Consider the following 23,625-nt stretch of genomic DNA (forward strand, 5'->3'; position numbering starts at 1 on the left):
TTATGGACTCAGCAAGTTCAAGAAATTGGAGATAGACGCAGATCAAATTTATTGGTCTTTGGGTCATATGAAAATCGGTCAAATCTTTCCACTGAATGCCTACACTGAAATTCATTACATTTTAATTCCACCGCATAACCCTGACATTCATCTACTTAAACTTAAAACTGGTCAGGAAGAATTTGATATTAACATGAGTCAGTTTTCAGCTGAGGATCAACAAACCATCCAAATGGTATTAAAATCCTTGAAAATTCGATGTTAAAAAAATCCCGCTCAAATGGCGGGATTTTGCAAATCTTACATCTGGGACTGAATATAATTTTGCAGACCAATCAGCTCAATTAAACGTAATTGCTTTTCAAGCCAGTAAGTATGATCTTCTTCTGTATCTGACATTTGCTGACGTAACATATCACGCGTCACGTAGTCACCCTTCTCTTCACACAGTTTCACGCCTGTTGCCAGTTTTTGACGAACTTCATATTCCAGTTTCAGGTCGGCTTTCAGACAGCTCACCACATCTTCACCGATTTCTACCTCATCACGGGTCATGTTCGGTGTACCTTCCAGGAACAGAACACGGCGAATAATCGCATCCGCATGCTGTGCTTCTTCCTGCATTTCATGATCAATACGTTCAAAGATTTTGGTCAGGCCCCAATCTTCGTACATACGAGAGTGGATCAGGTATTGGTCGCGAGCAGCCAGTTCGCCACCGATCAACATATTCAAATAATCTACGACTTCTGGATTACCACGCATTTTTATAACTCCCTACCTTTATGGACTTATTATGGAGAAAATCTTCTGGATTTGCAAAATAAAATTTCCGTAAATATATGATTTTTAAATAATTAAAATGAGAAGTACTTTCATTTACAGCTTTAGTTGAATAAATTCCCATTTATAAAACAATACCTTGCACTCAGTACTCAGCTTAGATGAACAAGATCAAAGTACTTTTATAATGTATTGGTTTTTTGTAACTAGATTCAAAATCATTGTGGCGTATATTCATTGAACTGCATGCGTATCAAATCAGAAACGCTGAGTGTATCGGCATCAAGTTATCATATAAGCAAAATTGAGCTTATTCATTGCTATAAACAAGCCAAATCTTCGTCATGCACCGACAAGCTCACTCATCCTCAGCGAAAATAAGCTTAAGCTAAAGTCCAACGTGCATTTCTCCATGCTTGTTGTTGCTTTGAATCTAAAAAAGTCCAAGCGACAAAACGACTTTCTTTTTGCCCCTGCGTCATTTTAATGGTTTTCACATCTACTGCTCCGCTCTTACGCAACGCATTTAAAAGCACAGGCAATGTGGTTTTCTTAGAAACGAGTGTGCTAAACCAAAGGCATTGCTCAGCAAACTGTATGCTCTCTTGTACCATTTGGCAGACAAAGCGTTCTTCACCACCGTCACACCAGAGTTCATTTTTTTGACCCCCAAAGTTTAACACTACCTTTGTCCGATCAACCGGTTTGCCCAATTTTCTTAATTTTTGCGTTGCTGTGGCATTTGCTTCATCTTGCGAGGCATGAAATGGCGGGTTACACATCGTCAAATCAAAACGATCTGTGGGTTTAATCACACCGTTGAAAATATTGCTTGAGTTCTTCTGCAATCGAATCTGAATCCCTTTACGTAGATTTGGATTCGCCTCGACAATAAATTGAGCACTTTTAACGGATGCAGAATGAATGTCTGAGCCGACAAATTTCCAACCATAGCTACGATGACCAATGATTGGATAAATACAGTTCGCACCAACCCCAATATCTAAGACTTGAACTGCAGGTCCTGTTGGAATCTGACCTTGATGATTGGCACTCAACAAGTCAGCCAAATAGTGGATATAGTCGGCTCTACCCGGAATAGGCGGACAAAGAAAATCTTGAGGAATATCCCAATATTGAATGCCATAAAAATGTTTTAGCAATGCTTTATTGAGCATTTTCACAGCTTGGGGATCAGAAAAGTCTATAGAAAGATCGTTATATGGATTTAGGCGCACAAAAGGCGTAAGTTCCGGACAAGTCTTCATTAACTGAGGGAAATCGTAACGACTGCGATGCAGATTTCGTACATGTAATTCCGATTTTTGTTGCGGAAAAGTTTTCTTTGCTTGCGCCATGTGTATGCCAATCATCAACGGGAGAACAGAATCATCTGATGAGACAGGCTCAATACCTGTCAATAGATCGATATTGTACGTGAATTCAGTTCATCATGACGAGCCCAACCCAATCAAGCCATTAAAAAAGACATCCTCGGATGTCTTTTTTAATTCCTGCTTAAGATCGATTAAGCAGAAAGTTGACCATGCTCTTTCATTAAGGTAATAAACTGTTCTTCATTTAATACTGGCACGCCAAGCTTTTCTGCCTTATCCAGCTTCGAACCAGCTTTCTCACCGGCAACCACACATTTGGTTTTACTTGACACACTGCCACTCACACGTGCGCCTAAGGCTTGCAGCAATTGAGTTGCTTCATCACGCCCCATAGAGCTTAAAGTTCCAGTTACCACCCAGCTTTCACCATTCAAAGGCTGACGTGTTGGTGCAATTGGTGCATCCCAGTGAATACCTGCTGCCAATAATCGATCCAAAACTTCCAGATTATGCGGTGCCTGGAAGAAATCCAGAATCCATTCAGCCGTAATATCACCGACATCTGGAGTTTTCTTCAATGCTTCAAGATCAGCACGACGTAAAGCATCCAGCGTCTGGAAAGTTTTGGCCAGCATACGTGCCGTGGTCTCACCGACACCACGAATACCTAATGCATAAATGAAAGCAGCCAATGTCGTTTTCTTACTGTTCTCGATAGAATCAATCAAGTTCTGAACAGATTTCTCGCCCATTTTTTCAATCTGTAGCAGCTGATCACGATGTTCATGCAGGTGATAGATATCGGCCACATCTTTCAACAGATTCAAGTGCAATAAAGATTCTACCCAACGATCGCCCAAGCCTTCGATATCCATCGCCTTACGTGACACAAAGTGACGGATGGTTTCAATACGCTGTGCAGCACAATACAACTCACCTGAACAGCGTGCCAGTGCTTCACCTTCTGGCATCACTACAGGGGAATCACACACCGGACAGTTTTCTGGTAGATGTACTTCAACTGCCTCAACCGGACGGAATTCTGGCCAGACCTTTTCAACTTTAGGAATGACATCACCACTGCGGTATACGCTGACCGTATCCCCGATCCGCACATCCAGACGGTGAATTTCCCCAATGTTATGCAAGGTCACATTGGAAACTGTTACGCCACCAACTGCGACGGGATTCAAGCGTGCGACAGGAGTCAACGTCCCGGTACGACCCACCTGCCAGTCAATATTTTCAACTGTGGTGAGTGCTGCAACTGCAGGAAATTTATAAGCCGTTGCCCAGCGTGGTTCACGACTTAAAAAGCCCAATTGCTGTTGCTGTTTCAGGTCATTGACCTTGATCACCATGCCATCAATTTCAACACTGAGATTTGGACGTTCCTCAATGATCTGCTCATAGACTTGCTGTACGTCTTCGATGCTATCGCAGATGAAATGGCGTTCACCTACGGCGAAGCCAAAGTGCTGTAACCATTCCAGACTAGCTGACATCGTGGTCTGTCCATGATGCGGCACACATTGCGCAATACCATAGGCATAGAATGCGAGTGGCCGTGAAGAAGCAATATTTGGGTCCAGCTGACGTAAACTACCTGCGGCAGCATTACGTGGATTAGCAAAAGTCTTTTCGCCTTTGGCTAAATTCGCTGCATTCAGCTTCTCAAAACCGGATTTCGGCATCAAGACTTCACCACGCACTTCCAGCAGGTCAGGCACCTTGCAGTGACCTTCACATAATAATTTTGGCAGGTTGCGGATAGTCTTTACATTCTGGGTAATGTCTTCCCCAGTTTCACCATCACCACGGGTCACACCACGTACCAATACCCCATGTTCATACCACAAGGAAATCGCCAGACCGTCAAATTTCAGCTCAACATCATATTCAATTTTCTGGTTCGGCAAACGTTCTTCAATACGGCGGGCAAAGGCAAATAAATCTTCTTTATTAAATACGTTGCCTAAAGACAGCATCGGTACGGCATGCGTTACAGTCATGAATTTTGCTAAAGGCTGACCACCGACACGGTTAGTCGGTGTATCCGGCTGCACCAATGCTGGATATTGTTCTTCAAGGGCTTTGAGCTGATGAAAAAGCTGATCATATTCACTGTCCTCAATCATCGGCTGATCCATCACATAATAGGCATGATTATGTTTGGCAATCAGTTGAATCAGCTGGCGCATTTGCGCAACGACAGTGGTTTCCTGGGTCATAGTTTCACCATAAAAAAGGGCGGAAAACCCGCCCTGTATATTCTTCAGTTTTGGCTATTATAAAAATCGAAATGTCCGGTTTCAATACAGAAACTTAGACTTCTGCTGGCTGTCCCGCACGGTAATCGATGGCCTGATGACGCCAGAATTCACGCAGCTGTGGTGTAAACTCCTGCTGGTTTTGATCATAGACAATACCGTCTACTTCACGGGCAATCAGACGTGAAATACTGTCCATGGTATCAAAAGCATTTTGTACATCGCTGTGTGGCAGTGCCAGGAAGAATGCCAGACCTTTTACTTCTTCAGTTGACAAAGTTTCCAGATCAAAACCTTCCATACCCGTATCCGTGATCTGCAATACCGAGAATAGCAGTTTAGAACCATCTTCGCTGTAGCGATGGAAACAAGCCAGCTCACCATAGCGTAGGCCATATTTCAGCAGAACTTTTAGCGTTTTTTCACCAGACAATACACGGCCTTGTGGAATGACACTCAGCGAAATAATCATTTCTGCATTTGCCAATGCGCACTCATCATCCACGACTTTCTGTTCATGCAGATGCGCGTCGAGAATACTGCTTTCATCTTCAAAGTCTGAAATTTCAGCTTTTTCAATATTACTGTTCAGGCTAAATTCAGTAGGTTTGACTTCCTCTTTAGCAGCATTTTCAGCCTTAGCTTCCTCAGCAGATGATTCTTTTACTTCAGCTTTTGTAACTTCTACTTCAGCCTCTTGAACGATTGGCGTATCCAGCGGGCTTGCAGATTCTGCTACAGGCTTGGCTGTTTCCGTCAATGTCGGCTCTACTTTTGCTGTTTCTTTTGGTTCTGTTGCAGGTGCTGTGCTTTCAACAGTTTCCGCATTCAGGCTCGGTTCAACACGTTGCGCCTCTGCCTCCTGTGCTGACAGCTGGGCACGTACATGACGCGGAATAACCGGTGTCTGACTGTCCGGATCAATATGTAATTCCGAATCCAATGATGGTGCTGCATCAGCAGGTTTTTTCATGATCATTCGAATGCCCAAGAGCATAATCACGACTGCTACAACAATCCCGAGAATAGTAGTGATTTCCATTTTATGCCTCCGCAGCTAAGCCGTATTCTTTTGCCTGTTCCAAATTCACTGTAACCAGTTTTGATGTGCCCGGTTCAGGCATGGTCACACCCAAGAGGTCTGTTGCCATCATCATTGCAAGCTTATTATGTGTGATGTAAATAAATTGCACTTGTTCTGAAAGCTCTTTGACTAAATTACAAAAACGCCCCACGTTCGCATCGTCCAATGGTGCATCGACTTCATCGAGCACACAGAATGGCGCCGGATTGAGACGGAAAATCGCAAACACCAGAGCCAATGCTGTTAATGCTTTTTCGCCACCAGACAATAAAGCCAATGAACTGTTACGCTTACCCGGTGGTCGTGCCATCAGTTTTACACCTGATTGCCATCCGTCTTCAAGACTTAAGCTCGCTTCACCGCCATTAAATACTTTCGGGAACAGGTTTTGCAGTTCAGCATTGACCTGATCAAAAGTATGCATAAACAGCTTGCGCGTTTCCTGATCGATACTTTTCATGGCCGCCTGCAGCTGCTCGACGGTATTTTCCAGATCTTGAATCTGATGGCTCAGCTCATTATAGCGTTTTGAAACCTCTTCATATTCTTCAGAGGCTGCAAGATTCACCGCTCCGAGTTTGTCGAACTGCGATTGGGCTTTTTCCAGCTTGGCTTGATGTACTTTGACTTCGATATTAAGACCAGTAATGACTTCACTATTCAATTCTTTTAGCTGCTCAGAATAGTGTTGCAGATCAGATTTAGCTGCTTGCCAAGCCAAGCGTTTCTGTTCCAGTGCATTCCGCAGTATTTCATCCTGCTGCTGGAACTGATGGCGCTGTTCAGTGAGCTGCTGTTGTTTATTTTGTACCTGATTCAGCTCGACCTGCCATTCCGACCAGGTTTTTTGCAGTTTCGCTGTCAATTCCACCTGCTTGTTAAACTGGCTTTCCAGATGCGGCAGTTCTAACTGTACCGGATCAATAAATTTCTTGGCCTGTTCAATCTGTTGGAGAATTTGTTGATACTGCTCTTTCAGGAATACTCGGTCTTTTTGTAGCAATTCGACTTGCTGTTTGGACTGAACCGATTGACGACGGGTAATTTCCAGTTCCTGCTGAGCATTGTGGGTTTGCTGCTGGCAATCTTCCAGTTGCGTAGTCAGTTCATCCAGCTGGAATTGCAAGGTCTTATAATTCGGTAAAGCCTGTTCCAGTTTTAGGTTTAATGCATGCAGATCAATTTCCAGATCATCTTTTTGCATTGCATCTTCTTCAAGCTGTTCATCCAGCTGGTGTAACTGGTTCTGCAACTGCTGTTTCTGCACAGCAAAAGCCTGAGCGGCGCTTTGCACTTTGGTAATATTTAAGTCCAACTGTCGCAGCTGCTTCTGTGCCTGTTGCTGTTGACTGGTGATTTGCTGTAGCTGAATTTGCAGCGCTGTGAGCTGTTCTTTTGCTTCAGCCAGATGCTGTTCAGCCTGGCGGGATTGCTCTTCCAGCTTAGCTAGTTGTAGTTCAATTTCATCCAGACGAATCCGGTGGCTCAGTGCGCCTTGACCTGCCTGGCTGGCTTCATCAAACTCTAGTCCAATGACCCAATCTGGACCGACATGGTAAGCATCTAAACTAAGGATGGATTGACCCAACTGCAATTGGTCTTGTAGTTGGAGCGCTTGCTGCAGGGTTTCCACTACGGCGACCTGCTGCCATAAAGAATAGTGTGGCTCTTCAATCCAGTCCGCCAGCGATTGAACATTTACTAGCTGGATTTTAGCAGGCGATTGCTGTGCTTTCAGTTGACGTGCTGTATTTTCCAGAAAATGATCTGAATCTGAAAGTACCTGAGCAGACAGCCATTTTGCCAGAAATTTCTCGATCAGGCTGGCATGGGCTTTGCCCTGCTCATTCAGTTTTAGCACATGCATCAGTTGCACGGCATCCGCTTTAGCTGCCGGATTAGCTTTCGTCAGAAGTTGGGAAAGGTTTTTCTTTTCTGCATTCAATACTTGCAATTCAGATTTCAAATGCATCTGTCGTTGCTGTTGTTCGCTATGTGCCTGTTTAACCTGTTCCAGCTGCTGGCTCAGTTCAGCATGATGGCTTTCTAGGCAAACCAGCTGTTGTTCAGTATCAGCTTTCTCCTGCTGATACTGTTCCAGCTCATCTTGCTGTGCTTGATTCTGAATCTGAGCTGACTGTTGCTGCAAGGTTTCTTTTTGCTGCTCGATACGAACGATATTTTTAGCTAGTTGCTCGCTTTGTGCCAGCATCTGCATCTTGCGCTGCTGTTGCTGTTCGACTTGAGTTTTAATCTGGGCAAATTGGGTCGCGACTGAAGCCTGTTGAGATTTCAGTTCCTGCAAACCTTGTTGCTGATTCTGATTTAAGCCTTCTTGTTGCTGCAACTGTGTGGTTTGATCTTCTAGTTGCTCTTGTAGGGTATCCAGTTGCAATTCAATCAACTGTAAACGTTCTTTGGTTTGAGCTTTCTGTTGTTCTAGTTGTACCAGACTGGTTGAGTTTTGCTCCAGCAGAGACTGTTTCTGCTTCAGGTTTATTTCCAGTTCAGCCAGCTTTTTCTCAGCCTGTTGCCATTCATTTTGTAATGGGGTGGACTGCCGGATCAAACGCTGGAACAGCTCACTGGTTGTCCCCAGATCGTGCTCAACCGTGGTCAGTTCAGAACGTACTAACTTGAAGCTGTCGCCTAGTGTGTTCATCTCAACGGTATATTCTTCCTGCAAGCGCTGGCTTTGCTCGCACTGGAAGGACAGGATTTCAACTTTCAGGGTACGGATCTGCCCTTCGAGTTCTTTATATTGAATTGCAGTTTCGGACTGGCGTTTTAAGGTTTTGAGTTGGGACTTGAGTTCGGAAGCAATATCTTCTAAGCGAGACAGATTCTGGGTGGTATGTTCCAGATGCTGCATGGTTTCGCGACGGCGGGCCTGATAGCGCGATACGCCCGCTGCCTCCTCGATATAAACCCGCATTTCTTCAGGCTTGGCATCGACCAGACGGTTAATCATGCCCTGTTCAATAATGGCGTAGGAACGTGGTCCCAGACCGGTACCCAGGAAAATATCAGTGATGTCACGACGGCGGCATTTGGTACCATTCAGGAAATATTCAGACTTGCCATCCCGGTTGACCTGACGGCGTACGGCCAGCTCATTATAGGCATTATACGCACCGCCAAGTTTTCCATAGGTATTTTCAAAGCGTAGTTCTACACTCGCCACACCCACCGGTTTACGCTTCGCAGTTCCGGTAAAAATGACGTCCTGCATGCTGCCGCCACGTAACTGGCGCGCACTCGATTCCCCCATCACCCAGCGAATTGCATCAATGACGTTGGACTTGCCACAACCATTGGGCCCCACAACGGCAGTCCGGTTATCTTTAAAGTGTAAAGTTGTACTATCGGCAAAAGATTTGAAGCCTGAAAGTTTTAAACTGCTTAAACGCATAATGTCCTGATTTAACGGCGCGAGCGTCTCGCCCACGCAAGTTCAATTTGTTTCATCCGTGTTAGTGATTCCAACACAAGGTTGCGCAAGTGTCGACAAAAATCTTCCATAAATAAAGTGGCCTGATGTGATTTTCGGCTCAGAATTGCATCAGTTACCAGCTTAAACAGATCAAAAGATTCCTGTAGCTCGCGCTTGGAAATATTCAGGGTTAAAAAGTAACTGCGTCGCAGTGAAGGCAGTAGCTCATGGTAGTAACGCATCAGATAGGGATTACCAACCATGTCCTGCTGCTGCGCCAGCCCCTGAAAGATCAAATCATAAAACTTTTCGGTGTGACCTTGGCGGGTTTCCGCTTCTAGTTGTTCTAATAATAGCTGAACACGCTCTGCCTCATGCGGGCGCCAGGTTTCAGCCATACGCTGCACGATCTGACCTAGCAGAAGACAGCACATTTCAAACAGGGCACGAACTTGCAGTGCAGACATTTCTGAGACAATGGCACCGCGACGCGGATAGATTTCGATGAGCTGGGTGCGTTCCAGCAATAATAATGCTTCACGTACAGAACCACGACTGACATCAAGTTCTGATGCAATTCTCAGTTCCTGGATCCGCTCACCTTCCACAAGCTCACCACGAATAATCTGTTCACTGATATGCCTGGCGATCTGCTCAGACAAGCTGTTTGCTTTTTCCTCGTGCATGGCCATCCTGTCTTTATTTTTATTGATGCAGTTCTTGTCATGCTGAATGACTTTTCATTTATTTAACCTATTTTATTGAAGGAATGCTTTGACATTGTCAGACAATATTCTGTCTATGCAGCCAACCAGCCTCTATATAAACCAGCTTAGCGGTTGTTTATTCTGTTTTTTTATTCTCTTTATCAGCATAAATATATTGATCAAATAAAAAAAGAGAGTACTTAAACTCTCTTTTCTGAAATCTGCATTAAATAAATTACCTTACAGAAAGGCACTGACACCCTGATAAATAAAATAGCTACCGACAACGCTTAATAAAGCCGCAAAACATTTCTTCAACATGACTGGTGACAATAGATGTGCCACTTTTGCCCCCACTTTGGCAGTAAAGAAACTCATGATACTGATACCGATAAATGCATAAATATGAATATAGCCAATGGTATTCGGTACCGTAACATCCGACTGCTTACCAAACCACATAAATCCGAGTGCGCCAGCAATCGCTATGGGGAGTCCACATGCAGCTGAAGTCGCTACGGCTTTTTGCATCACTACGCCACAACGGCTTAAAAATGGTACCGTCAGACTGCCGCCGCCAATTCCAAAGATTGCAGAGGCAATACCGATCCCCGCCCCAACCGCCATTTGTTTTGGTGTAGAAGGTAGTGTGCTTGCCGGATCAATCTTGATATTGGCACGGCTAAACATTCGCAAAGCTACCCATACTGCAAAGAAACCGATCAAAAGCTGCAGGCCTTGACCCGGTAAATAGTCTGCAATGCCTGCACCGAGAAACGATCCAATGACCAAACCAGGTGCCAGATTACGGAAAACAGGCCAAAGTACTGCACCTTTGAGATGATGTGCCATGACCGAACTGATTGAGGTCACAATAATCGTCGCCAAAGAGGTTCCCACCGCCATGTGCATGATGACACTTGGATCGTACTGGAGCTGGGTAAATACAATGTACAGAATTGGCACAATAATCAGGCCACCACCCACTCCAAACAGGCCTGCGGTGAAACCAGCAATTGCACCAATCAACAAATATATGATTAACTCCATAACGATATTTACCACGTTTAAATTCAGATGGATGTAGAAACTCGCGAACTGCAGCAACTGCTTAAAGATGCAGGACAACTGCCTGAAGTCCTATTGCTGAAACCCGTCACCACTTCGACCAATGATGATGTCCGGGATCTCGCTCAAAAAGGCATTCGACAGGTATTGGTCAGCAGTCGTGCCCAAACTCAGGGCCGAGGCCAGCGTCAACGCCAATGGATTTCTCCGGAAGGCAATATCTATTTAAGCACATTGCTGAATACAGAGATACTGATTGATGGTCGTCTCGCGCTTGAAGTTGCACTCAATATTCTGCAAATGCCTGGTTTGCAAAAGCTTGATCTGCAAGTGAAATGGCCAAATGATTTATATAGTCAGAATGCCAAATGGGGCGGCATTCTGGTAGAGCCGATCTCTACCCATCAGGCAGTGGTCGGTGTGGGAATTAACCTGGCCCCGATTGAAGCAGAACAATTGGATCAGCCGATCACTTCCCTTTCTGAACTGGGCCTGGCTACAGTGACACGCAACCAGCTGATTGCTGAACTCTATCAGGCCATTCAACAGGCAGGTCAATGGTTTAATCATGGCAGCCATAATCTGGCAGCACGCTTTAACCATCATGCAGCTTTCATTCAACAACAGGTGGAATTGACTGACCTACAAGGACAATATGCAGGCATCTTTGTAGGCATTCAGGAAGATGGCGCGGTGCAGATTGAGACTGAATCTGGTATTCAGACCTTTTATCAAGGGCAATTACGTTTAAAGACTGGTAGCTAAGGCAAGATCAATGAAAAAATTATGGCTGGATATTGGCAATACACGTCTTAAATACTGGATCACGGAACAAGACCGTATCATTGAACATGCGGCTGAAATGCATCTACAGTCTCCGGCGGATTTACTGCTGGGTCTGATTCAACACTTTATGGGATCTGGCCTGCATCAGGTGGGAATCTCTTCTGTGCTAGATAAGCAAAATAATGACCGTATCCTGAAAATTCTAAAACGCCTGAATATTCCAGTGATCTTTGCCAAAGTTCATGCTGAATATGCAGGCCTGATCTGTGGTTATGATGATCCGGCTCAACTCGGAATTGACCGTTGGTTACAGGTGTTGGCAGTTGCAACATCGAATACACAAAACTATTGCGTCATTAGCTGTGGTACCGCTCTCACCATTGACTTGGCTCAAGGGCAAAAACATCTGGGGGGTTTTATCCTGCCAAACTTACATCTACAGCGAGATGCCCTGATTCAGAATACCAAAGGCATTAAAATTCCAGATGCTGCGTTTGAAGAGCTGAGCCCGGGACGCAATACCATTGATGCCGTACATCACGGTATTCTGCTCGGGCTACTCAGCACCATTGAAAAGGTGTTGAGTGACTTTCCTGCCCAGCTGATTCTTACAGGTGGTGATGCGCCACTGTTTGCACAGCATTTACAATCCTTCCAGCCCGTGATTGAACCCGACCTGTTACTTAAAGGCCTGCAGCATTTTGCAGCTCATTTAGACCATACAGCCGCTGGATGACTTCCAGTAGCTGTGGGAAATCTGCATAGCCATCAGTTTTTTCAAAATGTCCGGCCTGCAAGACTTCAAAAATCTGAGTATTGAGAAGTCGATGGGCCAGACTTAAAGACATGGCAGTGGGTACATGTGGATCATTGTTAGAAATGTACATAACCCCGTATTTATAACTTTTGGAAAGTGTTTTGAAATCCAGTTTTACGCTGCGTACCAGATCATTCAGTTCTGACCACATCACCAGCGGCTGATCAAAACCCGCCACCATCACTACTCCCCGAATAGCTTTATGGTGAGTCAGATAGTGCTGTTCTACGAATTTCAACACACTCAGGCAGCTCAACCCGTGTGCTACCAGAATGGTATTGGCATCCATTTTCGGGATCTGCACTGCCAGACTTTGTTGCCAATCTTGCATTTTCGGTTCTAATGGATTGGCTAACATGATGCGCTTAGCATCAATACCAAGTTTCTTGACCTGTCGACTTAACCACGGATACCAATGGTCATTAGAGGTCGACTGATAGTCATGAATGATATAAACGTTTCCTGATTTATTTGTCATAGCTGTATACTTATACTAATTGTTAAAATAATGATGCTACCGGCTCATTGTTTTAACATGTTTTACAAAGCTTTCAAGCAAATTTCCAGACCACTAGCACCCATTTTGTAAAGTTTAATCTTTCAGCCTCGAAACGCTTATTGGCGTATAAGATTTGGTTCAATACTTTGCCAGACTTCAGGCAGTTCAGTGCAGCCTTGCGAGTCAATAAAATGACCAAAATGCTGCGCCTTAATCACTTGTGCATCCAGACTTTCTGCCTGCTCCAGACTAAATTTTGGTGCTACCCGATCATCACCTTCAGAGTAGATGACCACTCGTTCCTGAATCTGCTGCTTCAATAAATCAAGGTCAATTTGGGCAGCATCAATAAATGGATTAACCTCTTCCAGACGTCCGAGTCGATCATTAAAACCTGCAATGAGTACGAGTTGCTTGATTTTCTGCTGTTTTAATTTATGAGATAAATAATGCAAAGCCGCAATAGTGCCTAAGCTGTGAGCGATAAAGATACTGTTCTCATCAATGCCCTCAATCTGCTCCTGCATCTGCTTTTGCCAGGTTTCCAGTCGAGGTGTGGTAGAAGGATCAAGTCGTAAAACTTTTAGGCTTACATGTTCCTCCTTGGCTTTTTGCTGAATCCAGGGATACCAGTTTTCATCTGGACCAGCCGTATAGCCGTGTACCACAATCACTTGCGTCATTTCATTACTCCTGTGTTTGCATTTTTTAAAGAGTCTGCCTCAGCTAACGACAGGATTGGGTAAGTAAATGTATGCTTTGATTAAACTGTATATCTTAAAAAGCAAAAAAGGCGCATGAAGCGCCTTTTTTTAAACAAAGAACTTATTTCTTGTCGTTGCCGCCGAACAGTGGGCCCATACCACCACCGCCGCCAAACTGTTTCTGCAAGCCGCCGAGTGACTTCATCATTTTTGCCATACCTGATGGATTAGCAAATTTTTTCATCATTTTAGCCATCTGGGCATGCTGCTTGATCAGTTTATTCACTTCAGCAACATCCATACCACAGCCTGCTGCAATACGCTTCTTACGGCTTGGGTTCATCAAGTCAGGGTTACGACGCTCTTTAACAGTCATAGACTGGATGATCGCTTCCATTTTCTTGATTTGTTTTTCAGGGTTGGCTTGAGCAATTGCATCCTGAAGGCCAGCACTGCTCATTCCTGGAAGTTTATCCAGAAAGCCCATCATGCCACCCATCTTGTTCATTTGCTCAAACTGCATCAGCATATCTTCAAAGTTGAAGCTGCCGCCTTTTTGCAGTTTTTTCGCCATTTTCTCGGCTTTTTCTTTGTCGATTTTGCGTTCAACTTCTTCGACCAGAGAAAGCACGTCACCCATGCCAAGAATACGCTGTGCCACACGTTCCGGATGGAATGGCTCAAGCGCATCCAGCTTTTCACCCATCCCCAGGAACTTGATTGGCTTGCCGGTAATGGCACGAACAGAAAGTGCTGCACCACCACGAGCATCACCATCAGTCTTGGTCAGGATTACACCCGTCAAAGGTAGAGCATCGTTGAAGGCTTTTGCAGTATTTGCCGCATCCTGACCAGTCATGGCATCGACCACGAACAGGGTTTCAGTTGGGCTAATCGCAGCGTGCAACTCTTTGATCTCATCCATCATGTCATCATCGACATGCAGACGGCCTGCGGTATCGACAATCAGGACATCAGCAAACTGGATTTTTGCCTGTTCGATAGCACGGTTGGCAATATCAATTGGACGTTCATTGGCATTCGATTCAAAGAAAATCGCACCGACTTCACCCGCAACCGTTTGTAGCTGCTTGATTGCTGCTGGACGGTATACGTCGGCAGACACCATCGCGACTTTTTTCTTTTGACGTTCTTGTAAGAAACGTGCAAGTTTTGCAGCAGTCGTGGTTTTACCCGCACCCTGCAAACCAGCCAGTAGCACAACCACAGGTGGTTTTGCTGCCAGGTCGAGGCTCTCGTTCGCCGCGCCCATCATCTTGGTTAGTTCGTCATAGACAATCTTGACGAAGGCCTGGCCTGGAGATAACTGAGTCATCACTTCCTGGCCCAATGCTTCTTCCTTAACTTTCGCGATAAATTCACGAGTTACAGGTAACGCAACGTCGGCTTCAAGAAGTGCCATACGTACTTCACGTAACGTATCTTTAATATTGTCTTCGGTTAGCTGCCCTGAGCCAGTAACATTTCTTAAACTCTGCGTGAGTCGTTCTGTTAAGGTATCAAACATTGCAAAATCCGCTTAAAATAGCCGTGAGCAAAAAATTGTTTCTTAAAATAGAAAATTTATGCATAGAATGCTATAGGATACTGTAGTTCGCATCGAATTTATATAAATGAATATTCATCACCCTTAAAAAGGTTAGACATGGTTAGCCTCCCTCTGGTTTATACAATTTTGGCATTAGTCGCCTATACCGCATCTTTCTGGTATTTGTTTGTTCATTTAATGTCGAAACGTATTCCAAATCAGTGGTTTGTCGGTATCACGGCTGCTCTTGGTCTGGTGTTACATGGCATGGTTCTTTATGGTGACATGCACACCCCGATGGGGATAAATTACGATGTCTTTGTTCTGGTTTCGTTTACTTCAGGACTAATGCTTTTACTGAGTCTGGCTTATAGTACCTATCGCCCTATTCTGCCATTGAATCTGATTGGTATTCCGGTTGCAGCGACTGGCCTGATTTTAGGCTTTGCTTTTACCCCACAAGCCAAAATCATTGTGCAGAACTCGCTTGGTCTTGATATTCATATCATCCTGTCATTATCTGCCTATGCGGTACTGCTGATGGCCACCATTCAGGCGGTGATTCTGCGTTTTCAGGACCGTGAACTCAAGAAAAAACAGAAACGTCGGGTCTGGGTCAATCTGCTACCATCGTATCAGGATATGGAGTCATTGCTGTTTGATATGCTGATGACCGGTTTTGTCTTACTGACCATTGCCTTAGGTTTCGGCTTCTTTACCATTGATGATTTCTTCGCCCAACACCTCGCACATAAAACAGCATTTAGTATTATTTCCTGGCTGGTCTATGGCGCTTTACTGATTGGTCACTGGAAATTTGGCTGGCGTGGACAAAAGGCTGTTCGTTTTACTTTAATCGGTTTTGGTTTGCTGGCTGTAGGTTTTATCGGTTCCAAGTTTGTGCTGGAAATGTTGTTGAATAAGTAAGTTTAAGATTTTTTTTAAAATTAATATTTTCATAAGCCCAACTACTGGGCTTTTTATTTGCCAAAACTTAATCTGGATTTACTCTGCCTACCCGTACCGACAGGGGCCAGCGGATGACTCTGGGCAATTCCGGATCTTCCCATTCGGATAACATGGTATCTGCCAGTATATTGAGTGGATTATGTCCTAAAGCTTTGGTGGCTGCTTTAACAGCTGACCATGTACTCATATAACCAATCAGCTGGTAAAAGTTCCATTCAACTTGCAGCACAGGGGGCGAAATTGAAATTTCTTCAAATGGGAATATCAGATTCTGATAACCTTCATCTACATGATGACGTTCTGGCGGCCAGTATGAAGCAAGTGTCACTTCATAAAAATGCCTGAAATAATGATTCAAATGCTCCTCATCAACATTAAAAACACCATAAGTAATCAAAGCCAGAATGGCATTTGGTTTCGCAATACGTTGTACTTCTGCATAAAACTTGTCCAGGTCCAGCCAATGTGCAGCTTGCGCTACCGAAATCAGATCAACACTCTGGTCAGCCAGAGGAATATTTTCTGCTGCAGCTTGAAGATACTGTATTTTTGGATGAGACTTGGCTTGGGCAAGCTGTTCAGCACTGCCATCAATTGCAATCACTTGATCGAAGTAATTTGCCAAGACCTCTGAAAACTGCCCTGAACCACAACCAACGTCTAGAGCCAGTTGTATATCAGGTGACAGCTCTGACAATATCTTGCCCAACATGTCTGGATAATGTGGGCGAAACAAGGCGTAGTCCTGTGACTGCTTGGAGAAATAATCCTTGAAATGAGGCTGTTCCATACTGCTATCCTGAAGATTTATTGTTCTTTTCAATATAGCCATCAATATTTAAAACTCTATTATTTTATTGTGCTGAAGACAGCTCCTCTGTTGATCTGTACTAAATTCATTTTTACGCTTCCTTCCTTTATAAGCATGAAATTTAAACTGCCTGGACATTCAGGCGAAAAAGCCGTATAACACCGTTTTTCAAATTCACAGGTGAACACGTTGAAACTTGTTCTTGCACCCATGGAAGGCTTAACGGACCCGATTATGCGCGATGTACTGACATCCGTCGGAAGCTTTGACTGGTGTGTGACCGAGTTTATTCGTGTCACAGATTCGCTGTTGCCGGACCATGTTTACCATAATTATTGCCCTGAACTCCTAAATGAAGGTAAAACTGCAGCCGGTACACCGGTACATGTACAGTTCTTGGGGAATAATCCGGAAATGCTGGCAGCCAATGCAGTCAAAGTTGCTGCTATGGGTGCACCCGCAATTGATATGAATTTTGGCTGTCCGGCTAAAACCGTCAACCGTCATCGTGGTGGTTCAGTACTGCTGGATGAACCTGAAGTCGTGTATGAGCTGGTGAAAGCTGTGCGTGATGCGGTTCCTGCACATATTCCGGTATCCGCAAAAATGCGGCTTGGCTATATGGACCGTAACTTTATGCTGGAAAATGCCCATGCCATTGAAGATGCTGGTGCTGCCTGGGTAACAGTGCATGCGCGGACTAAAGCGGATGGCTATACCCCACCTGCATTCTGGGACCAGCTACAACCGATCCGTGAAGCCTTAAAAATTAATGTCATTGCCAATGGTGAAATCTGGACAAATGCCGATGCCAAGCAATGTCAGCTAGAATCTGGTTGTGAAGATCTGATGATTGGACGCGGTGCAGTAACGACGCCTGATCTGACTCAATGTATCCGTAAAAATAGTGATGATCCACTCATTAGCTGGAACGAACTGCTTGGTCTGCAAATTCGTTTTCTGAATGGTTCCTATAAAAAAGAAATGAATATGGTCGGTCGTTATAAGCAGTGGCTCGGCATGATGTCCAAGCATTATCCTGAAGCGAAGTCGCTGTGGGATGAAGTAAAACGGGTAAAACCGCTGGAAGAAATTACCGAAAAGCTCAGATATGCTCAGCATTCCGCTAAAAATCCCTGAACTTTTCAGGGATTTTTTATTTAACTTGCTTACGCTGCTTTAAGCCCTCTATATGTTGACGATTGGTCTGTCTGGATTTCTCCAGCATAGCCTTCTCCAGATGCAGCTGAATCCGATTGAGTTTGGTTTCAGAAATTACCGGCTCCTGAAAGCTTTTCACGTAATCCGTCCAGATGGCATTACGAAAAACATTTGCTGGCATCGCGGTCTTAAACTCAGCTTCTGGCATAAACACCACCAGTGAATGGATATGTTCTGGACTTAAAACGTCTGTCAGAACCTGTTCCAGCACTTTGACGTGTTTATAGTTCTGATGCAGCGGATTCTGGAATTTATAACTCTGTTTATAAAGTTTTTGAGTCCACATTTTTTGACGTTCACCACCAAAAATCCAGCCTTTATAGTTCTTGGTTTCAATCACAAATAGCCCAAATGGACTTAACAGTAAATGATCAATCTGGGTAGTAGCCCCTCGCCCATCCTCAAAGGTCAGGTCATTCATCAAGATATAATGCGGCTGTTTAAGATAGCGTTTAGCATGCACAACAACGGTAAACTCACCGAATTTCCCTTTGAGATATGGTTTAAATAGCTTGAATAAAGCTGCTAAGGAAAATAAAAGAAACAGCCACCAGAAATTTTCAATCACTGGAGCAAAAAATGGATTCATTTTGTTTGGTCAGATTTTTATTAGGATAGAATATATCTTACTTATTTTGTTCAATATTTAACAGGATTTCCTTGCGGTCCAGTCCACCTGCAAAACCCACCAAAGCGCCATTGGCACCAATCACACGATGGCATGGAGCAATAATCGAAATCGGATTGCGACCGTTGGCAGCCCCCACGGCACGAACCGCTTTCGGATTGCCAATTTCCAGGGCAATATCACGATAGGTTCGAGTTTCTCCATAAGGAATATTCAGCAAGGCCTGCCAGACACTTTTCTGAAATGGTGTACCAGCAAAATCGAGTGGTATATCAAAACAGTTACGCTGACCAGCAAAATATTGTTCCAACTGTACTTTAGTCGCAACCAGAACAGGATGCTCAGGATCTTCCACTAAAGTTGCCAGCTTTACCCGGTTCGGCGTTTCACAATCCCAGAGCACCGCAACCAGTGCCTCAGCGCTGGCAACCAATTGCAATTGCCCCACAGGTGAATCCATATAGATATAGCTTAAGTTCATGTCTTCACCCTGTTGGATTGCCATAGAAAGATTATTTTAACGCAATGATCAATATAAGGCTGATATAAATAAATACTGAAACATTTACATTAGGGTACACCCTATAAACTTTAAGAAGATGAGAGTTTCATCAAAACCAGACCGGAAATAATCAAGACAGCTGCTAGCATGCGCATGGCAGTCGCAGGTTCTCCCAAAATAAAAATCCCAATCAGGAAAGAACCAACTGCACCAATTCCGGTCCAGATGGTATAGGCGGTGCCTAAAGGTAGCGTACGCATAGCGTAAGCCAGCAGTGCAAAACTTAGAAACATGAAAAAGATAGTAATAATGCTGGGGGTCAGTTTGCTGAAGCCTTCCGATAGCTTCATTGAGTAGGCCCACACTACCTCAAAAAGACCTGCCAGTATGAGTAAAAACCAGGCCATATGCCCTCCTTCATGAATTAAGAAATCAGGCCGTCCTGACGATTTTTCCTGAGTAAAAGCAATATTTTACATCAAGGGAGGTCGTTCCTCCTAAAACTGTGAGATTGTATAAAATTACTTGCAAAAATATAGTGTAGATTACAAAAATTGACCGTATGAGATGTAACTTAACTCAGCTTAACTTAAGCACCCAAGACACCTCTTGAAAAAATCGCTACTTTAGACACATAGTTGAGAATAAAACAGAGTTCTCAGTCACTTTAAAAATGACAACAAAGTGCTCAGCACTGCTCCAAAACAAGAAGTTTATCCACATCAAATAATTAAGTTATGCACATGAATTAAATTTAAAATTGTTCGGAGAAGTTACACAATGAAACACGAATTTAAAATAAGTTGATCACTTTTTATAAAGCTTGATTTGTAAGCATAGGTGAATAAAACACCAGAATTTGTAAGTCTTTCAAAATAGAAAAAGAACCCAAATTGAGTTCTTTTTATACATATTTTGTATAATGCTTAAACAACCAAGCTACAATTGATTACAATTTATGCTGGATATCCATAGGGTTACCCACATAGATATCCATATACTTATCCATAAAGTTATCCACAACTTGCTGTGAATAACATAAAATTCCGATCAGACAGTGACTTGTCCTACTTTCGCCAGTTCTGCACGCATTTCATCAATCACAGCTTTATAATCCGGTTTACCGAAGATCGCTGAACCTGCCACAAACATATCCGCACCTGCTTCTGCAATTTCGCGGATATTGGCTGGTCCTACACCACCATCTACTTCTAGACGGATATCACGACCAGAAGCATCAATGATCTTGCGTGCCTGACGTAATTTATCCAAAGTCATCGGAATGAATTTCTGACCACCAAAGCCCGGGTTTACACTCATCAACAGGATCTGATCCACTTTATCCAGTACATAATCAAGGTAATGCAAAGGTGTTGCCGGATTAAATACCAGACCTGCCTGAGCACCGCCAGATTTAATCAGCTGCAAAGAACGGTCAACGTGATCAGAAGCTTCCGGATGAAAAGTAATAATGTCCGCACCGGCTTCAAGGAAATCACCAATCATGCGATCGACCGGTTTGACCATCAGATGCACATCAATCGGCGCCTTAATACCATATTTTTTCAATGCCTTACACACACCTGCCCCAAAAGTCAGGTTTGGCACATAGTGGTTGTCCATGACATCAAAATGAACAACATCAGCACCTGCTGCCAGTACATTTTCAACTTCTTCACCTAAGCGGGCAAAGTCAGCAGACAAAATAGAAGGTGCAATTAAATACGGCTTGGACATGAAAGAACCTGGCTGAATATGAGATGAATACCGCATTATAACAAATTGTATTTGCGCCTGCGTCTGTTCGCCTGAATAATCGCATCCGTTTAACAAATTGTTATAGGACAAGACTTGCCGGTTATGGATGCTCCCGCCTATGATGAATACCTCTCAACAAGATCATTCAAACTATGCAAGAAAGTTATACTGATATTCCGACCTTACAAGCTCAACGTATTGCCTTACGGTTAATGAAACATTGGCAACACAAATTTGAAGTGGCCTCGACTGAACAGAATATTCAAATTCACATGCCAAATGCGACGGTGGAAATGATACCTATGGATCAGCATTTACGGGTACAGATTCGGGTACAGCAGGAAGATGTCGACCTGCCGCGACTACAGCAGGTGGTCATTGAGCATCTCGAACGGATGGGTCAGGAGCCTTTACAGGCAGAATGGCAAATTCAGCAACTCTAAGCCTCAGGGCTGTCGTAGTGTATGTTCTGCCTCAAATGCTTTTACCGCCTTAATCCGCTCTTGTGTTGCAGGATGGCTACTAAAGAAATCCCATACTGAGCTTTCGGCCTCCTTATCTTCCCCACTGTCTTTAGCCAGGCGTTCCAGAAAGTTGGCAAAATGAATGGTGGGAATATGCTGGGCCTGCATCGCATTTAAAGCATAGTCATCTGCTTCAGCCTCAAAATTACGCGAATAGCTGGCACCGACTATTGCCACCGGTAAATTGGTCAGCAAGTCTGAACCATCACCGGTAATCATGATTAAAATTACGCTAAACCCTAAACTGGAAAGTGCCTGTTGCAGGCTATGCCGCTGCACCAGATGGCCCTGTTCATGCGCCAACACCCCCATAATTTCCCGATCATCCTGAGCCAGTGCGACCAGTTCATCAGTCAGGATAATGGTATTATTTGGAATCGCCAGTGCATTGGCACCGATTGCTCCACCTTGACGGAACACCACTTTCGCCGGCTGATCTCCTGCAACCAGTTGTTGATATTGCGCTACTATCGCCTGCTGACGTGCCTTAGGCAGTTTAGTGTCTTCAGTCATCTTAAAGACATAGCTTTCTGCTTCATCACCCATACGCGTCAAAGTGTTGGCAGGCAGATGATGAGCCACATGATAGGAAGCTGCTGGAATGCCCCATTTAATTGTCGCAAAACCCAGTGCCAGTACAAATACCACACTAAACAGAATCAAAGCCGGAGTGCGTTCCAGCTTCCAGATCGAGTGCTGTAATCCCTTACGCTGCAAATTAAACCATTCTGGCAGCTCAGAAGAAAACTCCAGGCGGGCATCATCTTTGAGTTCAACCACTGGCTGAATTTTTCCAAGTGCTCCAATCAGCTGCATGTCTGCATACAGATAACGCCGCTGCTGTGCATAAGCTTCGCCGTAACGAATCAGTACCGACTGATCATCAATCCGGGACACCTGCGCCGGTTGCGGTTTTGAGACAATGCCATCATAGAAAATGACGTCAGTGACCTGAGCAGACATACTTTTCTCCTGTTATAACGACACATCAATATCGAAGATGTCACTGATCTCTTCTGCCAGCGCACTGTGATCCTGCTGTGCTCTGTTCATCATCATGTCCGGATCATTACGTAAATTCAGGGTTAATGATTCCACCTGATAACGATATAGACGAATCGCTGCCCATGGTGTAAGCAAACCTAAACTCAGAATACGTGCAATCCAGTTAGTCACCAGAATCCAGGTATAGTGCCATTGAGTACACTCGGTCTTGAACTGGCTACGACTGATAGAGGTATTGTTCCAAGTGGTAATAAAAATCCGGGCCTGCATCAGGGGAAAAATGATGAAAAAACCAAAGAGATAAATCGCCACAATCCAGCCGATTAGCGAGCTTAAAACTCCAGGATTGCCAAGATTGGCAAAACTGGAACCTATGCCAAAGATCATCACCGCAACCAGAAAACCCATGAAAATAAACAGCGGGACATACATGGCCTTCATGTAATCGCCCCATGTGGCATTCAGCTTGAATTTCAACTGGCCTGCATAGAGATGATCAAAGCAATAACGTTTATATAGCCAGACCAATACCGGGAAAAAGATCCCTAGGGTCAGGATATAAATCAGAATGGCTTTGATAAAGGTCCAGTAAGCTTCCTTATTGGTGCCGCCAAAATAAAACCGGGCATTGCCAAATTTACTGTTGCGGGCATTAAATCGTAGTGTCGCCCGAATCAGCCAGGGCACTGCCAGATAAAGAATCAGCAACCCGACCAGTGTCGCTGTAGTAGACAGGTTTGAAGCAATCGAAATCGCAAAATATAGTCCCAGCGCAATCAGACGCCCCATCAAAATTTTGACTGGTACCCCAGTAAAGTCGAAACGGCGTTGTACAAATTCAGTATTACCATAAAAATAACGCAGACGGCGTACCTTGGCCCAAGGTGAATACAATCCTAAAGTGACGATTGTCAGCAGGATATTCACAATCCAGATACCGAAATATTCACTGGCAGTCCCATGAAAACGAAAATGCTGTAATCCGCCTACCCGTACAGGTCTTACTTCCGGCGTGGCTGGAATATCAGGTGGAAATGGTGGAATAACTGGAGGAATTGTAGATGCGTCTATATCACTGGTATTTTGCATAAACTGCCTTGTTTTTATTATATAAATCTTTGCAAGCATAGCGCATGATCAGACATGGATGCCATGTATATTTGCATTCAT

22 protein-coding genes are annotated in these 23,625 nt (G+C 44.2%); 5 read left to right on the forward strand and 17 right to left on the reverse strand.

The features are described 5' to 3' along the window. Window positions 1-300: 300 nt before the first annotated feature. The 7 genes from ftn to B3D47_RS01365 all read right to left on the reverse strand — a co-directional run bounded on the left by ftn (window position 301) and on the right by B3D47_RS01365 (window position 10,664). Entirely contained in the window at window positions 301-765 is a 465-nt protein-coding gene (gene ftn / locus B3D47_RS01335) for a heteropolymeric bacterioferritin subunit Ftn (RefSeq protein WP_048881145.1), read from the reverse strand. Window positions 766-1,166: 401 nt separating this feature from the next. Further along, entirely contained in the window at window positions 1,167-2,141 is a 975-nt protein-coding gene (gene rlmF / locus B3D47_RS01340; RefSeq protein ID WP_286859540.1) for a 23S rRNA (adenine(1618)-N(6))-methyltransferase RlmF, read from the reverse strand. Window positions 2,142-2,311: 170 nt separating this feature from the next. After that, entirely contained in the window at window positions 2,312-4,351 is a 2,040-nt protein-coding gene (gene ligA / locus B3D47_RS01345; RefSeq protein WP_286859542.1) for an NAD-dependent DNA ligase LigA, read from the reverse strand. A 94-nt stretch (window positions 4,352-4,445) separates the two neighbouring features. Continuing rightward, a complete protein-coding gene (locus tag B3D47_RS01350) occupies window positions 4,446-5,432 on the reverse strand; it encodes a cell division protein ZipA C-terminal FtsZ-binding domain-containing protein (protein ID WP_286859543.1) in 987 nt (328 codons plus the stop codon). Between the two features lies 1 nt (window position 5,433). Further along, a complete protein-coding gene (gene smc, locus B3D47_RS01355) occupies window positions 5,434-8,886 on the reverse strand; it encodes a chromosome segregation protein SMC (RefSeq protein ID WP_286859587.1) in 3,453 nt (1,150 codons plus the stop codon). An 11-nt stretch (window positions 8,887-8,897) separates the two neighbouring features. Beyond that, window positions 8,898-9,593, reverse strand: a complete 696-nt coding sequence (locus B3D47_RS01360; protein ID WP_163167020.1) for a GntR family transcriptional regulator — start codon at window positions 9,591-9,593, stop codon at window positions 8,898-8,900. 261 nt (window positions 9,594-9,854) lie between these two features. After that, window positions 9,855-10,664, reverse strand: coding sequence for a sulfite exporter TauE/SafE family protein (locus tag B3D47_RS01365; RefSeq protein ID WP_286859544.1), 810 nt, complete (start codon window positions 10,662-10,664; stop codon window positions 9,855-9,857). Between the two features lie 27 nt (window positions 10,665-10,691). Between B3D47_RS01365 and B3D47_RS01370 the strand changes: the two genes are divergently transcribed. Both B3D47_RS01370 and B3D47_RS01375 read left to right on the forward strand, forming a co-directional pair. After that, window positions 10,692-11,447 carry a biotin--[acetyl-CoA-carboxylase] ligase gene (locus B3D47_RS01370; protein ID WP_286859545.1) on the forward strand — a complete coding sequence of 252 codons (756 nt, stop codon included), beginning with the start codon at window positions 10,692-10,694 and terminating at the stop codon, window positions 11,445-11,447. Window positions 11,448-11,457: 10 nt separating this feature from the next. Beyond that, window positions 11,458-12,204 (forward strand): type III pantothenate kinase, encoded by a 747-nt coding sequence (locus tag B3D47_RS01375; protein ID WP_005221049.1) that lies wholly within the window; start codon window positions 11,458-11,460, stop codon window positions 12,202-12,204. Here B3D47_RS01375 and B3D47_RS01380 read toward each other — a convergent pair. The 3 genes from B3D47_RS01380 to ffh form a co-directional block, all read right to left on the reverse strand. After that, window positions 12,152-12,763, reverse strand: coding sequence for an RBBP9/YdeN family alpha/beta hydrolase (locus B3D47_RS01380; protein WP_286859547.1), 612 nt, complete (start codon window positions 12,761-12,763; stop codon window positions 12,152-12,154). The two genes, B3D47_RS01375 and B3D47_RS01380, sit on opposite strands and share 53 nt — an antisense overlap. A 137-nt stretch (window positions 12,764-12,900) precedes the next feature. Continuing rightward, window positions 12,901-13,467, reverse strand: coding sequence for an RBBP9/YdeN family alpha/beta hydrolase (locus B3D47_RS01385; protein ID WP_286859550.1), 567 nt, complete (start codon window positions 13,465-13,467; stop codon window positions 12,901-12,903). A gap of 142 nt (window positions 13,468-13,609) precedes the next feature. Next, entirely contained in the window at window positions 13,610-15,016 is a 1,407-nt protein-coding gene (ffh, locus tag B3D47_RS01390) for a signal recognition particle protein (protein WP_004811236.1), read from the reverse strand. Window positions 15,017-15,154: 138 nt separating this feature from the next. Here ffh and B3D47_RS01395 point away from each other — a divergent pair, with 138 nt between their 5' ends. Next, a complete protein-coding gene (locus B3D47_RS01395; protein ID WP_004893275.1) occupies window positions 15,155-15,964 on the forward strand; it encodes a cytochrome C assembly family protein in 810 nt (269 codons plus the stop codon). Between the two features lie 67 nt (window positions 15,965-16,031). On the opposite strand, the gene B3D47_RS01400 is transcribed toward B3D47_RS01395, so the two are convergent. Continuing rightward, a complete protein-coding gene (locus B3D47_RS01400) occupies window positions 16,032-16,796 on the reverse strand; it encodes a class I SAM-dependent methyltransferase (RefSeq protein ID WP_286859552.1) in 765 nt (254 codons plus the stop codon). A 210-nt stretch (window positions 16,797-17,006) separates the two neighbouring features. Between B3D47_RS01400 and B3D47_RS01405 the strand changes: the two genes are divergently transcribed. After that, a complete protein-coding gene (locus tag B3D47_RS01405; RefSeq protein ID WP_004811242.1) occupies window positions 17,007-17,957 on the forward strand; it encodes a tRNA dihydrouridine synthase in 951 nt (316 codons plus the stop codon). A 16-nt stretch (window positions 17,958-17,973) separates the two neighbouring features. Here B3D47_RS01405 and B3D47_RS01410 read toward each other — a convergent pair whose 3' ends face one another. The 4 genes from B3D47_RS01410 to rpe all read right to left on the reverse strand — a co-directional run bounded on the left by B3D47_RS01410 (window position 17,974) and on the right by rpe (window position 20,905). Continuing rightward, window positions 17,974-18,627 (reverse strand): nuclease-related domain-containing protein, encoded by a 654-nt coding sequence (locus tag B3D47_RS01410; RefSeq protein ID WP_286859554.1) that lies wholly within the window; start codon window positions 18,625-18,627, stop codon window positions 17,974-17,976. Window positions 18,628-18,664: 37 nt separating this feature from the next. Continuing rightward, entirely contained in the window at window positions 18,665-19,147 is a 483-nt protein-coding gene (locus B3D47_RS01415) for a methylated-DNA--[protein]-cysteine S-methyltransferase (protein WP_286859588.1), read from the reverse strand. A gap of 110 nt (window positions 19,148-19,257) precedes the next feature. After that, window positions 19,258-19,575 (reverse strand): quaternary ammonium compound efflux SMR transporter SugE, encoded by a 318-nt coding sequence (gene sugE / locus B3D47_RS01420; RefSeq protein ID WP_004811247.1) that lies wholly within the window; start codon window positions 19,573-19,575, stop codon window positions 19,258-19,260. Window positions 19,576-20,218: 643 nt separating this feature from the next. Beyond that, window positions 20,219-20,905: a ribulose-phosphate 3-epimerase gene (gene rpe, locus B3D47_RS01425; RefSeq protein ID WP_071320891.1), complete on the reverse strand. Its 687-nt coding sequence runs from the start codon at window positions 20,903-20,905 to the stop codon at window positions 20,219-20,221. Between the two features lie 173 nt (window positions 20,906-21,078). Between rpe and B3D47_RS01430 the strand changes: the two genes are divergently transcribed. Continuing rightward, window positions 21,079-21,369 (forward strand): DUF2218 domain-containing protein, encoded by a 291-nt coding sequence (locus B3D47_RS01430; protein WP_004811251.1) that lies wholly within the window; start codon window positions 21,079-21,081, stop codon window positions 21,367-21,369. 3 nt (window positions 21,370-21,372) lie between these two features. Here the strand turns inward: B3D47_RS01430 and B3D47_RS01435 are convergent, their stop codons facing one another. Both B3D47_RS01435 and B3D47_RS01440 read right to left on the reverse strand, forming a co-directional pair. Continuing rightward, window positions 21,373-22,413, reverse strand: a complete 1,041-nt coding sequence (locus B3D47_RS01435) for a M48 family metallopeptidase (protein ID WP_286859556.1) — start codon at window positions 22,411-22,413, stop codon at window positions 21,373-21,375. 12 nt (window positions 22,414-22,425) lie between these two features. Beyond that, window positions 22,426-23,544 (reverse strand): YjgN family protein, encoded by a 1,119-nt coding sequence (locus tag B3D47_RS01440; protein ID WP_286859558.1) that lies wholly within the window; start codon window positions 23,542-23,544, stop codon window positions 22,426-22,428. Window positions 23,545-23,625: the final 81 nt, after the last annotated feature.

Source organism: Acinetobacter sp. UBA3461 (assembly GCF_002381195.1).
In the GTDB taxonomy this organism is placed as follows: Bacteria; Pseudomonadota; Gammaproteobacteria; order Pseudomonadales; family Moraxellaceae; genus Acinetobacter; species Acinetobacter schindleri.

What these genes read in the sequence shown, in the direction of transcription:
- ftn (WP_048881145.1), bottom strand. Translation starts at nt 765, where the DNA reads ATGCGTGGTAATCCAGAAGTCGTAGATTATTTGAATATGTTGATCGGT.
- rlmF (WP_286859540.1), bottom strand. Translation starts at nt 2,141, where the DNA reads ATGGCGCAAGCAAAGAAAACTTTTCCGCAACAAAAATCGGAATTACAT.
- ligA (WP_286859542.1), bottom strand. Translation starts at nt 4,351, where the DNA reads ATGACCCAGGAAACCACTGTCGTTGCGCAAATGCGCCAGCTGATTCAA.
- B3D47_RS01350 (WP_286859543.1), bottom strand. Translation starts at nt 5,432, where the DNA reads ATGGAAATCACTACTATTCTCGGGATTGTTGTAGCAGTCGTGATTATG.
- smc (WP_286859587.1), bottom strand. Translation starts at nt 8,886, where the DNA reads ATGCGTTTAAGCAGTTTAAAACTTTCAGGCTTCAAATCTTTTGCCGAT.
- B3D47_RS01360 (WP_163167020.1), bottom strand. Translation starts at nt 9,593, where the DNA reads ATGCACGAGGAAAAAGCAAACAGCTTGTCTGAGCAGATCGCCAGGCAT.
- B3D47_RS01365 (WP_286859544.1), bottom strand. Translation starts at nt 10,664, where the DNA reads ATGGAGTTAATCATATATTTGTTGATTGGTGCAATTGCTGGTTTCACC.
- B3D47_RS01370 (WP_286859545.1), top strand. Translation starts at nt 10,692, where the DNA reads ATGGATGTAGAAACTCGCGAACTGCAGCAACTGCTTAAAGATGCAGGA.
- B3D47_RS01375 (WP_005221049.1), top strand. Translation starts at nt 11,458, where the DNA reads ATGAAAAAATTATGGCTGGATATTGGCAATACACGTCTTAAATACTGG.
- B3D47_RS01380 (WP_286859547.1), bottom strand. Translation starts at nt 12,763, where the DNA reads ATGACAAATAAATCAGGAAACGTTTATATCATTCATGACTATCAGTCG.
- B3D47_RS01385 (WP_286859550.1), bottom strand. Translation starts at nt 13,467, where the DNA reads ATGACGCAAGTGATTGTGGTACACGGCTATACGGCTGGTCCAGATGAA.
- ffh (WP_004811236.1), bottom strand. Translation starts at nt 15,016, where the DNA reads ATGTTTGATACCTTAACAGAACGACTCACGCAGAGTTTAAGAAATGTT.
- B3D47_RS01395 (WP_004893275.1), top strand. Translation starts at nt 15,155, where the DNA reads ATGGTTAGCCTCCCTCTGGTTTATACAATTTTGGCATTAGTCGCCTAT.
- B3D47_RS01400 (WP_286859552.1), bottom strand. Translation starts at nt 16,796, where the DNA reads ATGGAACAGCCTCATTTCAAGGATTATTTCTCCAAGCAGTCACAGGAC.
- B3D47_RS01410 (WP_286859554.1), bottom strand. Translation starts at nt 18,627, where the DNA reads ATGAATCCATTTTTTGCTCCAGTGATTGAAAATTTCTGGTGGCTGTTT.
- B3D47_RS01415 (WP_286859588.1), bottom strand. Translation starts at nt 19,147, where the DNA reads ATGAACTTAAGCTATATCTATATGGATTCACCTGTGGGGCAATTGCAA.
- sugE (WP_004811247.1), bottom strand. Translation starts at nt 19,575, where the DNA reads ATGGCCTGGTTTTTACTCATACTGGCAGGTCTTTTTGAGGTAGTGTGG.
- rpe (WP_071320891.1), bottom strand. Translation starts at nt 20,905, where the DNA reads ATGTCCAAGCCGTATTTAATTGCACCTTCTATTTTGTCTGCTGACTTT.
- B3D47_RS01430 (WP_004811251.1), top strand. Translation starts at nt 21,079, where the DNA reads ATGCAAGAAAGTTATACTGATATTCCGACCTTACAAGCTCAACGTATT.
- B3D47_RS01435 (WP_286859556.1), bottom strand. Translation starts at nt 22,413, where the DNA reads ATGTCTGCTCAGGTCACTGACGTCATTTTCTATGATGGCATTGTCTCA.
- B3D47_RS01440 (WP_286859558.1), bottom strand. Translation starts at nt 23,544, where the DNA reads ATGCAAAATACCAGTGATATAGACGCATCTACAATTCCTCCAGTTATT.